The following is a 15298-nucleotide window of genomic DNA, read 5'->3' as shown; positions in this document are numbered from 1 at the left end:
TCGATCGTGCGTGTACAGCACGTCGGTCAGGGCCAGGTGGGTAGGGGAAAGAAGGTTCGGAACAGCACCGGAAAACCTGCGAGGCATAACCTTTCAAATATATAACAGCCTTTTCACAGATGTCGCAAAGTGTATTCCCGGCAAACTTCTTTTGCTCCCATCAAAAAAAGTTTGACCTTTGATTTTTTGACCTGCTATCTTCGCCTCCCATGAAAGGCAGCACAGATGTTAACGCCGATTGGCCGATAACGCGAAGTTTCCGTGCATGAGTTTGTTGCTATAGCGGACGCGAAACCGGCGCGACATATAAGCAGTGCGGTCTATTAGTGTTTATACGGATCGGAATGTGAAATCGCGATTTCCAGCCTGCAATGCGCCGGCTGCGTATCGCGTGCCCATGCGCAGTGCATTGGATGAGGCAGTCGGGATTCAACTGGTTCAGGTAGTACAACGTCAATTTCGGACTCCAGATCAAGCCGCCGGCGTTTTTTACCGAAGAACCTGGCGAACATGATCTGCAGCAGACAACCCACTGCGGCGCCGAAATGAATGGTTCACGCTGGAGGAGCAAAGGCAAGTATGAAAGTCGAAGGGCAACTTCCTGCAGTCACAGCCCGGATTGAACGACCGGGGCGTCCGCGAGAGTTTGGGCGCAAGCAACAAACCCCCGTGCGCCGTTTTGGCGGCATCGGCGTCGTAATTCTGCTGCACATCGTACTGATCTACGCATTGCTCAACGGTCTCGCCACCAAGGTGGTGCAGGTCATCCAGCATCCCATCGAAACGAAAATCATCGAGCCGGTGAAGCCACCGCCTCCGCCGCCTATTCCCACAGTGCAATTGCCGCCGCCGAAGTTCGCGCCGCCGCCGCCGCCGTTCGTGCCGCCGCCGGAAGTGCCGGTCCAGGCGCCGCCGCAGGCGACCATTACCCATCAGTCAGCGCCCGTTGTATCCGCGCCTGCCGTGGCGGCACCCGTTGCGCCGACGCCGACGAAGGCGCCGAGTACGGAAGTCGGTGTGGTGTGCCCGAACTCCGATCAGATACGCGGTTCGATCCCGTACCCGAAGGAAGCAATGGAAAACAACACCACGGGTGATGTGCTGATTGAATTCGTAGTCGATCCGCAGGGCCACATTACGAATGAACGCGTCGCGAAGTCGTCTGAAGATTCATCACTGGATCGTGCGGCATTCAACGCGGTCAAGCGGTTCAGTTGTATTTCGCAAGGCCAGCCTGTCCGAGTACAGGTTCCGTTCTCATTCACCTTGAATTGAGCGCACTGGCTGTACGCACGGTACCGGTAGCGATGTTTTTAATCCGGGTTTACAGGTTCAACGCATGAACTGGAGCAGGTATGAAGAAGCGAACTCTGGCCGCACTGGCCGCAAGCATGTTGATGGCCGTGACCACGGCGGGTACTTTTGTCGCGCCGCAGCTTGCGTATGCGCAGGCAAGCGATGCAACAGCCGCCGCATCGGCGGCCCCGGCAGCTACGGCTGCACCGGCTGACGCAACTGCGTCGCAAACGGCTACGGCACAGACCGCTGCGCCGTCCGCCGACCAGCCGGCACCGCCGCCTGAGCCCGCCACCTCAGAAACCGTCAACAACCCGTACGGCCTCGGCGCACTCTGGAAGAACGGCGACTTCGTCGCACGCTTCGTGCTGATCCTGCTGGTGATCATGTCGATGGGCAGCTGGTACATCATGATCACGAAGTTCTTCGAACAGTTCCGCGCTAACCGTCGTGCGAAGAGCGCCGACGAACAGCTGTGGACCGCACCGTCGCTCGTCGAAGGCGCGAAGCTGCTGGACGAAGCATCGCCGTTCCGCTTCATCGCCGAAACCGCGATCGAAGCCGGTGAACACCACGACGAAGCATTGCTCGAAGCCGTCGATCGCAACACCTGGATCGACACCTCGGTCGAGCGCGCCATCACCAACGTATCGAACCGTCTGCAAGACGGCCTGGCCTTCCTCGGTACGGTCGGCTCGACGGCACCGTTCGTCGGTCTGTTCGGTACGGTGTGGGGTATCTATCACGCGCTGACGGCCATCGGTATCGCCGGCCAGGCATCGATCGACAAGGTTGCAGGCCCGGTGGGTGAAGCGCTGATCATGACCGCAATCGGTCTGGCCGTGGCAGTTCCCGCGGTGCTCGGCTACAACTTCCTGGTTCGTCGTAACAAGTCGGTGATGGAGCGTGTGCGCAACTTCGGCGCGCAGCTGCATACCGTCCTGCTCGCCGGCAGCATGCGTTCGACGCGTGCTGAGGCTCGCCAGGCATCGCTGGCCCAATAAGCAGGAGTCGGCTATGGCAATGAGCGTTGGGCAGGAAGGGGATGACGACGAAGTCATCTCCAATATCAACACCACGCCGCTCGTCGATGTGATGCTGGTGCTGCTGATCATCTTCCTGATCACGATTCCGGTGGTGACACACAACATACCGCTGCAATTGCCGAAGGAGACGATCCAGCCGCTGCAGACCGCGCCCAAGAGCATCACGGTAGCGGTGAACCGCGACGGCGATTTCTTCTGGAACGAAAAGCTGGTCGATGCACCGACCTTGCTGGCCGACCTGAAGAGTGTCTCCGAGCAGTTGCCGCAACCGGAAATTCACGTGCGCGGCGATCAGAACACGCGCTACGAGTTTATCGGTCGCGTGATCACTGCCTGCGAGCGTGCCGGCATCGCGAAGGTTTCATTTATCACGGAGCCGCCCGCGCGCGGTGGCTAGCTTTGCATGGGATCGGACCGGGCGCTAAAGAAAACGCCAGGTCCGGTCGACAGGAGTCGGTATGGGAATGAACGTATCTTCGGGCAGCCGCAACGCTGAACCGGAAGTGATGGTCGATATCAACACCACGCCGCTGATCGACGTGATGCTGGTGCTGCTGATCATGCTGATCATCACGATTCCGATCCAGATGCACTCGATCAAGATGAATCTGCCGATCGGCAATCCACCGCCGCCGCTCGTACAGCCGGAAGTGGTGCAGATCGATATCGACTTCGACGGCACGACGACGTGGAACGGTGTGCTGGTACCGGACCGCGCCGCACTCGAAGCGAAGCTGTCGCAAGTGGCCGCTGAACCGGTCCAGGCAGAAATCCATCTGCGCCCGAACAAGCTGGTGCCCTACAAGGATGTTGCTGCAGTGATGGCTTCGGCACAGCGTCTGGGTGCAACGAAAATCGGCCTGATCGGCAATGAGCAGTACATGCAATAAGGAAGCAGGAATGCGAGTGATCCACCAACGGTTCGGACGCGCGATCGTCGCGGCTGCTTTCGGAGGGCTGTGCGCGTTTGCCATGCAGCCCACACAGTCGGTTGCGGCAGATACGCTGCGCCCCGACGTGGCTAAGCCGCTGAACGCCGCGCAGGATCTCTACCGTGCGCACAAGTACAGGGATGCGCTGACGAAGATCGATCAGGCTGCGGCAGTGCCGGGCAAGACGGCCTACGAAACCTACATGGTCCAGGAAATGCGCGGTGCCGCAGCGGCGGCAGCGGGCGATAACGCCACGGCCGCGCAGGCCTATGAGTCGCTGCTGAGCTCGGGCCAGTTAAAGGGCGCTGACGAGCAGCGCACCGAAGCGGCGCTCGCCGGAATCTACTTCCAGCAAAAGAACTACGCGCAGGCAATCAGGGTTGCGCAGCGATATCAGAAGGCGGGCGGCACCGATCCCGATATGCGGGTTCTGCTGGTGCAGTCCTACTACCTGTCGAACGATTGCACGAGCGTCGTCAATCTGGTTCGACCGGGTATCGACGCGACGGCGCGTGCGGGCCACGCGCCCGACGAATCGCAGCTCCAGTTGCTCGCGACCTGCGCGCAGCGCGTCAAGGACGACACGTCTTATCGCGGCGCGCTCGAAAAGCTGGTGGCGTATTACCCGAAGCAGTCGTACTGGGACGATCTGTTCCACGCGATCCGCAGCAAGTCGCACTATGCGTCGGCGCTGGACATCGATACGTACCGGCTGCGCCGCGCGACCAATGCGCTGACGACGCCCGACGACTACATGGAAATGACGCAACTGTCGATCGTTGCGGGCACAACGGCAGAGGCTAAACAGGTCATCGACCAGGGTTTTACTTCCGGCGTACTCGGCCACGACGCCGGTGCGGATCGCGAGAAGCGCCTGCAGGCACTGGCCGCGAAGCGCGCGGCGGCGCCGGCCGATCCTGCCAACCCGGTCGATCCGATCGATGCGGGCTTTAACCTCGTATTCGCAGGAAAGGCAGCACAGGGTCTGGCCGCGATGGAAGCGGCGATTGCGAAGGGCGGTCTCGATCACCCGGATCAGGCGCAACTGCATCTGGGCGTGGCGTATTACATCGCGGGCCAGAAGGCCAAGGCGATCCAGGCGTTTCGTGCGGTCAAGGGCGACGACGGTTCGGCTGATCTTGCGCGTTTGTGGATACTGGTCGCATCGAAATAAGAGCGGCGGTCTGTTGGTCCGCGACTACGCGGACCAACCCGCTTATTGAGTGGAGGAAGACGACTTCAGATTTCCCGTGAGTCTCTCCAGCAGCCGGAGCATCCGGTTTCTGCCAGAGACGAGTGCAAAGCATCTCTCGTAGGGTCTGACCGGGACATTACGCTCGATGGAATTTACTTTGCTATGCCAAACAAATTTTGACTACGGGATTCTGACTTGCTATGGTTTTGCCATTCGATAACAAGACACAAGTTACGACAGCATTAGGCGAAAAGATCCGTGCACTCCGTCAGAGACTTAAGTGGACGCTGGATGAAACAGCTACGGCAGCGGGCATTTCGAAATCGTTTCTGTCGCAGATAGAACGCGGTCACGCAACACCGTCTATTTCCTCGCTGGTCGGCATTGCCGACGCGCTGGGCGTTACGGTGCAGTACTTCATCGACACACCGACCGAAGCGAGATCGGTGCGTCGGGGCAAAGAACTAAAGCTGTTTGGATTCGCCGGCACCGGCAACCTGTTTGGACGGCTGACGAATTTATCGGTCGGTAGCCAGCTGGAAGTCATTCTGGTCAGGATGCCGGTCGGAGAAACGTCGTCGGAAGTGACGACGCGGGCAGGGGAAGAGTTTTTGTATGTGATGAGCGGCCAGATATCGCTCACGCTCGAACATACGACGTTCGTACTTGAAGCAGGGGACACCGCGCACTTTGAATCGACGGTGCCGCACGCGTGGTCGAATACTGCCGGCGAAGAGGCCGTGCTCGTGTGGGTAGGGACACCGGGATTGTTCTAGTTCTAGCCAAAGTGCGCAGAACCAGTTGTTGTATCACGCCATCATGAAAGCATTCCTTAATGTTGTGACGATTTCCACTACGAAAAGTCGTGGATAAAGGACTCATGCTAGCTGGCATTTAAGCAATATAGAAATGCATTAGAAAGAAATTAATCGGTATTTTGTAATAACTTAGTAGTGCGATTTTAAAAAACTGAAGTGTCCTGTTTATCTCTCCGCACACAGGGGTGTGGCAAGCGGCAGGTACGTGGGGCAACTTCAATGAAGCGCGGCGCGCGATCGCCGCCAATCAAGTGGTGGGGCCATGGGCCTCCCCTCACATACTGACGTGGCCCTACTGACAAGCGAGAAGGGAAAATGAAACAGCGTGCATTGGCGTTGGCCATCAAAAGAATAATCTGGGCCGAACTGGCCTTATCGGCGGCTGTTGCTGTACCGGTGTTTGCACAGAGCCAGCCGGCTACCGCAACGCCAACGGAAAGCACGGCTGCTCCCGCAGCGGCAGCGCCCGCTGCAGCCTCCGGCGTGACAACGGCTCCGGCCGCAAGCGCCGCGACGACCGCACCAGCGGCAGCCGGTACAACAAGTACCGCGGCGGGTGGCGGTAAGGTTCAACAGCTCAAGACTTTCGAAGTGACCGGCTCGCTGATCCGTCAGGCGGACAAGACGGGATTCCAGGCGGTTCAAACGGTCACGGCTAAAGACATTCAAAAGAGCGGTGCCTCGACAGTCGCGGACTTCCTGCGCGACACGGCCGCCAACTCGGCTAACAGCTGGAGCGAAGGCCAGTCCGGCAACTTCGCCGCTGGCGCCTCCGGTATGGCGCTGCGCGGCCTCAGCGAAAAATACACGCTGGTGCTGGTGGACGGTCAACGGGTCGCCCCGTTTGCGTTCTTTTCGAACAGCACGGATAACTTCTTCGACCTGAACACGTTGCCGCTCAACGTCATCGACCGGATCGAAATCGTCAAGACGGGCGCTGTGTCGCAATACGGTTCGGATGCTATTGCTGGTGTCGTCAACATCATCACGAAGCACAACTACCAGGGCCTGCAACTCGACGCCAACTATGGCGGCACGGCTGCTAGCGGCGGTGGCAACGGCACGACGAAGTTCAGCGTGCTGGGTGGCTTCGGCGACCTTAACGCGGACCGCTACAACATCACGGTTGCCGGTAGCGTGTACCAGGACGCGGGGTCGACTCTGGCCGATCGCGACTCGACGAAGAACCAGGACTTCACGAATCAGCCGGGCGGCTTTTCGCTGCTCGCGCCGTCGTACTGGAACCTGCCTAATGGCAACGCACAGGCGCTGAGCAATTGCCCGTTCGGTGGATCCGTGCAACCGGCAGGGAGCAACTTCCTCGGTTCGAGCACGAAGGGCGGGACGGTTTGCGGATACAACACGGCGAACAGCACGTCGATCGTTCCTGAAGCGCAGCGTCTAAGCTTGAAGGTTCATGGTGACTTCAAGATCGACGACACTACGACTGCATTCGCCGATATCTGGGTAAGCCACAACCAGACAACGACTAACGACGGCCTCTGGAACAACGTCACCGGTAGCCCGCAGACGCCGACGCTGTTGCTCGGGCCGGGTGGCGCACTCACTCCGTTCAACAATACGGTGCCGGCAAGCAACCAGTACAACCCGTACGGTGTTCCGACGGCACTCACCTATGCCTTCCCGAACACCGCGACCGAGAAAACGGACGCCAACTACTTCCGGTTTTCTACCGGCGTAAAGGGTTCGTTCACCGCGCCGTATGGCGACTGGGACTGGGCGACGTCGTACAGCCACTCGCAGAGCGAGGTGTCCAATACCTACTCGAACGTCCTGAATGCGAACGTACTGAGCAACGTCTTTCAGAACGGCATCTACAACTTCGCTAATCCGTCCTCGACGCCTAACGGCTTGAACGGTTTGTACACGACGGCGAACAACATCGGGATCTCGAAGCTCGATACCGTCGACGCAACGATTTCCACGCCGAACCTGTTCCATCTGCCGGCAGGCGATGTCGGCCTCGGTTTCGGCGCACAGTTCCTGCACGAAAGCGAATTCCTCGGTCAGGGCGCCGAATATCTGACCGGCGAGATCGCCAATCCGGATCTGGAAAATGTACAAGGTAATCGCAATGTCGCGGCCGTGTACTACCAGATCGACATTCCGATCATCCACAACCTGACGTTCAGCCAGTCCGGACGTTATGACCATTACAGCGATTTCGGCGGTGCGTTCTCGCCGCGCTTTGCCTTGCGTTATCAGCCGGTTCAGGCGCTGACGATGTTCGCTTCGTACAACCGCGGTTTCCGCGCACCGACGTTCGTCGAGAACGCCACGTCGCGGTCGTTGGGTATTCAGGAGCTTGCGAACGGTCCGGTCACGACGATTACGTCGGGCAACCCGGACCTTCAGCCTGAGCGCACGCGCAACATCAACCTCGGCTTCCAGATCTCGCCGACCCGTACAACCGACCTCGGTCTCGAGTGGTACAAGATCCGCGTCGACCACGTGATCGGCGAGGCGCTTACGCCGCAGCAGATCGTCACGAATCCGGCCAACGGTCAGATTCTCTACGAGGTGTTCCCGTATGAGAACCTCGGCTACCTCGACACCAACGGTTTCGACGCCACGTTCCGTCAGGCGCTGCCGACGCAGGTCGGTACGTTCACGCTGTCGGGCGACTGGGCGTACGTCAACCAGTTCAAGCTCGGTTTGCCTTCGGGTCCGATCAACGGCGCCGGCAACAACTACACGATCACGCAACCGTTCGGCGGCAGCTTCCCGCGCTTCAGAGGCAACACGACACTGGACTGGGAATATCGCAAGTTCGATACGGCATTGACGTGGCAATTCACAGGACCGTACGCGCAGAACGCGCAGCCGGATCCGGCATTGCCAAGCCGCGTTGGCTCGTACAGCCAGTTCAATCTGACCATGTCCTATACCGGCTTCAAGCACTGGACGATCTACGGCGGCATCAACAACATCTTCAATCGCACGCCTCCGTACGATCCACTGTTTGCTAACTCGACGCTCGATCAAAACGGTTACGACCAGTCGCTGTACACGTACATCGGGCGCTTTGCACAGGTTGGCGCTACTTACAAGTTCTAAGGCGTCGTGGCAGGTTTAGGGTCGATCGTTCCGGTTTCGTAGTCTTTGGTCTGCGGTACCGGAGCGATCTTTTTTTGATCCGACGATAACTCGAGTCTGCGCGCCGATAGCGACTGGCGTCGTCGCGACATGCTCCGACCAGAACAACAATAAGAACCATGAAATTCCAGCGGTCGCGCTGCGGATGCAAGCAGTGTCGCTCTGGTGGCGTTTAGGTATGTAGTGCCTGGCGGGTAAGCAAGATGCTGTAGATGGGTGCAGTGCGAGACCGTAGTCAATCGATGGGAGAGATCCACGAGAGCTCTCCTCACATATATAGGCGTGGCCCTACTGACAAGCAAGAGGGGAAAAATGAAACAGCGTGCATTGGCGTTAGCCGTTAAACGAATAATCTGGGCTGAGCTGGCGTTGTCGGCTGCAGTAGCCGGGCCTGTGTTTGCGCAGAGTCAGCCGGCTGTGCCGACAGGCACTGCGATTGCGCCCGCGGCGGCTGCACCGGCCGCATCGGCTGCCTCGTCCGGGACAGCGACACCGGCGGACACTACTACGAGCGCTGCGACGAGCACTGCGACGCCCACGGGCAAAGTCCAGCAGTTGAAGACGTTCGAAGTGACCGGCTCGCTGATTCGACAGGCTGACAAGACCGGGTTCCAGCAGGTTCAGGTCATTTCCCCGAAGCAGATCCAGGATTCGGGTGCGCAGAGTGTGTCCGACTATGTGCGCTCCATTTCGGCCAACTCGGCAAATAGCTGGGGTGAAGCCAACGACGATAGCTTTGCCGCGGGCGGTGCCGGTATCGCACTGCGCGGACTCAGTGAAAAGTACACGCTGGTGCTCGTCGACGGTCAGCGTGTTGCGCCGTTCGCATTTGCTGTCAACGGCACCGACCAGTTCTTCGACCTGAATACGCTCCCGCTAAACATCGTCGATCGCATCGAAGTCGTGAAGACCGGTGCGGTGTCGCAGTACGGCTCGGACGCTATCGGCGGTGTCGTCAACATCATCACCAAGCACAACTTCCAGGGCCTGCAGCTCGACGGCGGCTATGGCGGTGCAACGCAAGGCGGTGCGGGTACGACCAAGTTCGGCATTCTGGGCGGCTTCGGCAACCTGGCGTCGGACGGTTTCAACGTCACGGCAACGGCCAGCTATTACAAGTCAAACGGCTTTACGCTGGCCGATCGCGACACGACAAAGAACGAAGATTTCAGCAACAAGCCGTTTGGCGGCAGTATCCAGTACCCGACGTATTTCCTTAACCCGACGACGGGTGCTGCGTCGGTACCGTTCGGTTGCGCCGGCGGCACGCTTGCGCCGTACACGAGCAGCATCATCGCGAGTCAGAGAGCCTCGGTCAGCTCAGGCAATGTCTGCCTGAAGAATACGGCCGAAGACACATCGATTCAACCGATGACCGAACGCTATAACGCCAAGGTCCACGCCGACTTCAAGATCAACGACCAGACGACCGCGTACGCCGACTTGTGGGAAAGCTACAACACGACGACCACGAGCGATTTCAACGCGGCAATCGGCAACTTTCTCCAGTACAACCCGGTTACCAAAACGGTCAGCCCGTATACGTCGCTGGTGCCGGCAAACAATCCGTACAACACGACCGGCGTTCCGCAGGAGTTCTTCGGTTCTGTTCCGACTACGATCAACGTCAAGACGAATTCGAACTTCTGGCGTGCGGGCACGGGCGTGAAGGGCACCTTCTCGCTGTACGGAGATGACTGGGACTGGAACACCGGGTACACCCATTCGCAAAGTACCGTCAGCAATACGACCAACGGTGTGTTCAACCCGACCGGCTTGACGGCGGTGCTGCAAAACGGCACGTATAACTTTGGGAATCCGTCCGCGACGCCGAACGGTCTGAACGGTGCACTCACGCAGTCGAGCAACCTCGGTATTTCGAAGCTCGATGCGTTCGACGCAACCCTGTCGACGCCGTCCCTGTTCCACATACCGACGGGCGATGTCGGCCTGGGTTTGGGTGCGCAGTTCCTGCATGAAAGCGAACTGATCGAAGAAGACGGCGCCACGATGAATGGCGGAATTCTCAATCCTAATCTCCAGACGGTCGACGGTGAACGCAACATCGCCGCGGCTTACTACCAGATCGATATTCCGCTGATCAACAAGATGCTGACGTTTAGTCAGGCGGGTCGATACGACCATTACAGCGACTTTGGCGGTGCGTTCTCACCACGTTTTGCTCTGCGGTTCCAGCCGATTCAGCAGTTGACCACGTACGCATCGTATAACCGAGGCTTCCGCGCACCGGAATTCCTCGAGAACACGAATTCGTCGAACCTCGGCATCCAGCCAGTCGGCCCGAACGGTCAGAACGAAACCGTCGTGACCCGAGGCAACCCGGCGCTGCAACCGGAAAAAACGAAGAACTACAACATCGGCTTCGAACTGTCGCCGACGCGTACGACCGACGTCGGCTTCGACTGGTACAAGATTCACGTCGACAAAGCGATCGGCACCACGATCGATCCGGCAGGTACGGTTCTCAACCCGGATGGTTCGATCGCGTACATGCTGAACACATACGAGAACCTCGGTTCGTTCGATACGGACGGCTTCGAAACGACGTTCTCACAGTCGCTGCCTACCAAGGTAGGTACGTTCAAGCTGTCGGCTGACTGGACGTATGTGTGGCACTTCAAGATGAATGGGATTGGCGGTCTGTCTTCAACGGTCGACGGTGCGGGTAATGACCTGACGCTCTCGCAGCCGTTTGGCGGTTCGTTCCCGCGCTGGAAGGGCAATACGGATCTGTCCTGGGCGTACCATCAGTTCACGGCGGATCTGCAATGGCAATACACGGGGCCGTACTCGAACGCACTGGGTCTGAACTATTCCACCGCGTCGTATAGCGAGTTCAACCTGAACGTCGCCTACAACGGCTTCAAACACTGGACGATCTACGGCGGTATCAATAACATCTTCAACCGGGCGCCGCCGTACGATCCGTTGTGGCTCAGCACCACCGATCAAACCGGTTACGACCAGTCGTTGTACACGTATATCGGCCGTTATGTACAGATCGGTGCAACCTACAAGTTCTAGGCCTTTGAGCTTGTGGCGTAGTTGTGTAGTCGCGTAGTTGTGTAATGAACAGATCGCTCCGGTCTCGCGCGTTGAGACACGGAGCGATCGTCTTGTTTCAGCAGCATGGCGCGCAGATCGAAGCGCCGCAGTAAGGTGCCGCAGTCGGACACCCAAGTGACTCAAGCGGCAACCCTCCGGTTGCCGTCGCGTCGTTGACGAACCGCACTCCGGCCACAAGCCGGTATGCGTCTTCAAGCAGGCAGATGATGAAATTCGTGAAGTTCCGGCCGTCACACACGCGGCCTGCAACCGTAGCACGTGGGCGTTTTGCCCCGGCGCTGGTGACCGCTCTGACGGCGCTGGCGCTACTCGGCGTCGTACCAGTTGCGGCTCACGCGAGCTCCGGCATCTCGCAGTACGATCAGCCCAAATACCCCGCCAGTTTCACCCACTTCGACTACGCGGACCCCGACGTGCCGGTCCACGGCACACTGAATTTTCAGAACTACGACGAAGCGCAAAGCTACGACTCGCTGAATCCGTATCTGGTGCGGGGGTCGCCTGCGCCGTACATCAAGACCTTGATGTTCGACACGCTGATGCAGCGCAGCTGGGACGAACTCGCCTCCGAATATGCACTGATCGCAAACGACGTCGAAGTCGCGCCCGATCTGACCTCGGCGACATTCCACATCAATCCGGCCGCCCGTTTTTCGAACGGCGATCCGATTACCGCGGCCGACGTCAAGTATTCGTTCGATACGCTGGAAAGTCCGCAAGCCTCACCGGTCTTTAGTGCGCAGTTCTCCGTGATCAAGCGTGCCGTGGTGATCGACAAGAGCACGATTCGCTTCGACTTCAAGCAGGCCGAGCGCGACGGACCGCTAATCGCCGGCGATCTTCCGGTCTTCTCGCCGAAGTGGGGCATGCGCGCCGACGGCACGCGCCCGCCGTTCGACCAGATCGCAACGTCGCCGCCGATCGCGAGCAGCGCGTATCTGATCGAAGCACGCAAGAACGACAAGGCGATCACGTATCGGCGCAATCCGACCTACTGGGCGTCGGACCTGCCGACACGGCGCGGTATGTTCCGTTTCGAGCGGATCAATTTCAGGCTCTATCTCGACCAGTACACGAAGCTCGAAGCCTTCAAGGCGGGCAACGACGATGTGGATGTCGAATACAGCGCGACGCAGTGGGCGCGCAAATACGTCGGCAAGAACTTCAAGAACGGCTTGTTGAAGAAGGGCGAATTCGACGACGGCCCGGCCCAGATGCAGGGCTTTCTGTTCAATCTGCGCAAGCCGATGTTCAAGGATCCACGCGTGCGTCGCGCATTGGGTCTTGCGTTCGATTACGACTGGATGAACCGGATGATGTTCTACGGTCAGTACCGTCGGACCAACAGCTACTGGGAAGCGAGCCCGTTCGGCGCGACCGGTATGCCGGGACCGAAGGAACTGGCGTTGCTCGAACCGCTGCGCGGCAGTATTCCGCCCGAGGCCTTCGGCCCGATGCTGAAGCAGCCCGACACGATTCCCCCGCACTCGCTGCGCGACAATCTGAAGCAGGCGCGCGATCTGCTCGCGCAGGCCGGCTGGCACTATCGCGACGGCGCGCTGCGCGATGCAAACGGTACAGCGATGTCGATCGAGTTCATGGATGACCAGCCCGGGATGGACCGTCTGACGCTGCCGTACATGCAGGCGCTCGGCAATCTCGGCATCCAGACGAACTTCCGCGAAATCGACAGTGCGCTGTACCAGAAGCGGCTCGACAATTTCGAGTACGACATGACCACCTTTATCTACCCGCCGGTGACGATTCCCGGTATCGAGTTGACGCGCCGCTTCGGCAGCGCAGCGGCGTCGCAACCGGGCTCGGAGAACTATCCTGGCATTAAGTCGAAAGCCGTCGATTCATTGATCAAATCCGCACTGAGCGCCACCACGCTTGACGATCTGGAAGCGGCGACGCGCGCGCTGGATCGCGTGATGATCTACTCGTATTACCTTGTGCCGCAGTACTACTCGCCGGGCGCGCGGATCGGCTACAAGAATACATTGGGCTTTCCGAAAGTCGTGCCCAATTCGTACCAGTATGAAGACTGGGTGATTAACTACTGGTACCTGAAGCCGGCAAAGACGCCGGGCGCCGCGGCCACAGCCGCCGCCGCTTCTGGCTCCGCTGCTCACTGAGGAACAGCATGCTCACCTACATACTCAGACGTTTGTTGCTAATGGTGCCCACGCTACTCGGCGTCGTCACACTGACCTTCGTCGTCACACAGTTCGTGCCGGGTGGGCCGGTCGAACAGGTGATGATGCAACTCCGCCACGGCACCAGCCGTGGCGGAGAGGCGGGGGCGGGCGGGGGTGGCTATCACGGCAGCCAGGGCGTCGACCCTCAGCAGATCGAACAGATCAAGAAAGAGTTCGGCTTCGACAAGCCGCCGCTCACGCGTTACGTGCTGATGCTGAAGAACTATGCGACCTTCAACCTCGGCCAGTCCTACTACCAGCATGACAGCGTCTGGGACGTAATCCGCTCCAAGCTGCCCGTGTCGATCACACTCGGGTTATGGACGGTGCTGCTCACCTACCTGATATCGGTGCCGCTCGGGATCGCAAAGGCGGTGCGCAACGGCTCGCGCTTCGACACGGTAACGAGCGTACTGGTACTCGCCGGCTACGCGATTCCCGGCTTCGTGCTCGGCGTGCTGCTGATCATGCTGTTCGGCGGTGGCACGTTCTGGCAGGTGTTCCCGATGCGCGGCATCGTCTCGGACAACTTCAGCGACCTGAGCGTCGTGGGCAAGATCCTCGACTACCTGTGGCACATCGCGTTGCCGGTCACTGCATCGGTGGTCGGCAACTTCGCGATCGTCACGATCCTCACCAAGAACACCTTCCTCGAGGAGATCGGCCGGCAATATGTGCTGACCGCGCGTGCCAAGGGGGCCGCCGAGCGCGACGTGCTGTGGAAGCACGTGCTGCGCAACGCGGCCATTCCGCTGCTGACGGGTCTGCCCGCCGCCTTCGTCGGTGCCTTCCTGAACGGCAACCTGCTCATCGAAACGCTCTTCTCGCTCAACGGCATGGGTCAGCTGTCCTACGACTCCGTGATCCGCCGCGACTATCCCGTGGTGCTCGGCTCGCTGTTCCTGTTCACGCTGATCGGCCTCGTAACCAAACTTATTGCTGACGTCTGCTATGTCCTCGTCGACCCCCGCATCCAGTTCAACCGCATGGACCACTGAGTCCGCGGTCGTCACCCAGGCACCGTCACCTTCCCCGTGGCGGCGCACGTGGTGGCGCTTCAGACAGCAGCGGCTCGGTTACTGGAGCCTCATCATCTTCGGTGCGCTGTTTGTCATCAGCCTGTTTGGCGAGCTGCTGGCCAACGACCGGCCGCTCGTCGTGCGCTATGAAGGGCATTACTACTTTCCGATCGTGAAGGACTATTCGGAGCTGGTGTTTGGCGGCGACTTCCCGGCGCGCGCGAACTACCTCGATCCGTATATCCGCTCGCGGCTCGAATCGAAGGGTAACTTCGCGATCTATCCGCCGAACCACTACCACTACGACACCATCGATTACTTCGCCGCGCACCCGTTTCCGGCGCCGCCTTCGGCCACCAACTGGCTCGGGACCGACCAGTTTGGGCGCGATGTGCTCTCGCGCCTGCTGTACGGCTTCCGGCTGTCGGTGCTGATGGCGCTTGCGCTGACGGTGTCAGGGGTATTGCTCGGCGTGCTGACAGGGGCGGTGCAGGGCTTCTACGGAGGGCGCACCGACCTGATCGGCCAGCGCCTGATCGAGATCTGGAGTTCGATGCCAGACCTCTACCTGCTGATCATCTTCGCCT

At 59.4% G+C, this 15298-nt stretch carries 10 protein-coding genes and 1 pseudogene; all 11 read left to right on the top strand.

Going from position 1 to position 15298, the window contains the following annotated elements:
- The first annotated feature begins 579 nt into the window (after window positions 1-579).
- Complete coding sequence (locus M0D65_RS03740) at window positions 580-1275, top strand: energy transducer TonB (RefSeq protein ID WP_091020190.1); 696 nt, start codon at window positions 580-582, stop codon at window positions 1273-1275.
- An 80-nt stretch (window positions 1276-1355) separates the two neighbouring features.
- Window positions 1356-2300 (top strand): MotA/TolQ/ExbB proton channel family protein, encoded by a 945-nt coding sequence (locus M0D65_RS03735; protein WP_266251227.1) that lies wholly within the window; start codon window positions 1356-1358, stop codon window positions 2298-2300.
- 13 nt (window positions 2301-2313) lie between these two features.
- Window positions 2314-2739, top strand: a complete 426-nt coding sequence (locus M0D65_RS03730) for a biopolymer transporter ExbD (protein ID WP_091020194.1) — start codon at window positions 2314-2316, stop codon at window positions 2737-2739.
- Window positions 2740-2800: 61 nt separating this feature from the next.
- Complete coding sequence (locus M0D65_RS03725) at window positions 2801-3232, top strand: biopolymer transporter ExbD (RefSeq protein WP_266251225.1); 432 nt, start codon at window positions 2801-2803, stop codon at window positions 3230-3232.
- A gap of 10 nt (window positions 3233-3242) precedes the next feature.
- Window positions 3243-4448, top strand: a complete 1206-nt coding sequence (locus M0D65_RS03720; protein ID WP_266251223.1) for a tetratricopeptide repeat protein — start codon at window positions 3243-3245, stop codon at window positions 4446-4448.
- Between the two features lie 221 nt (window positions 4449-4669).
- Window positions 4670-5245, top strand: a complete 576-nt coding sequence (locus M0D65_RS03715) for a helix-turn-helix domain-containing protein (RefSeq protein ID WP_091020201.1) — start codon at window positions 4670-4672, stop codon at window positions 5243-5245.
- A 357-nt stretch (window positions 5246-5602) separates the two neighbouring features.
- On the top strand, window positions 5603-8365 hold the full coding sequence (locus M0D65_RS03710) for a TonB-dependent siderophore receptor (RefSeq protein WP_266251220.1): 2763 nt from the start codon (window positions 5603-5605) through the stop codon (window positions 8363-8365).
- Window positions 8366-8716: 351 nt separating this feature from the next.
- Window positions 8717-11449 (top strand): TonB-dependent receptor, encoded by a 2733-nt coding sequence (locus tag M0D65_RS03705; RefSeq protein ID WP_091020205.1) that lies wholly within the window; start codon window positions 8717-8719, stop codon window positions 11447-11449.
- Window positions 11450-11694: 245 nt separating this feature from the next.
- Complete coding sequence (locus M0D65_RS03700) at window positions 11695-13629, top strand: extracellular solute-binding protein (protein WP_245811748.1); 1935 nt, start codon at window positions 11695-11697, stop codon at window positions 13627-13629.
- Between the two features lie 8 nt (window positions 13630-13637).
- On the top strand, window positions 13638-14690 hold the full coding sequence (locus tag M0D65_RS03695) for a microcin C ABC transporter permease YejB (protein WP_266251211.1): 1053 nt from the start codon (window positions 13638-13640) through the stop codon (window positions 14688-14690).
- Window positions 14644-15298: pseudogene (locus M0D65_RS03690) on the top strand (ABC transporter permease); the annotation flags it as partial. The gene M0D65_RS03695 and the pseudogene M0D65_RS03690, both read left to right, overlap by 47 nt.

The sequence above is a fragment of the Paraburkholderia sp. CHISQ3 genome (assembly GCF_030464945.1).
Classification (GTDB): domain Bacteria; phylum Pseudomonadota; class Gammaproteobacteria; order Burkholderiales; family Burkholderiaceae; genus Paraburkholderia; species Paraburkholderia megapolitana.
This window is presented reverse-complemented; position numbering and strand designations above follow the sequence as displayed.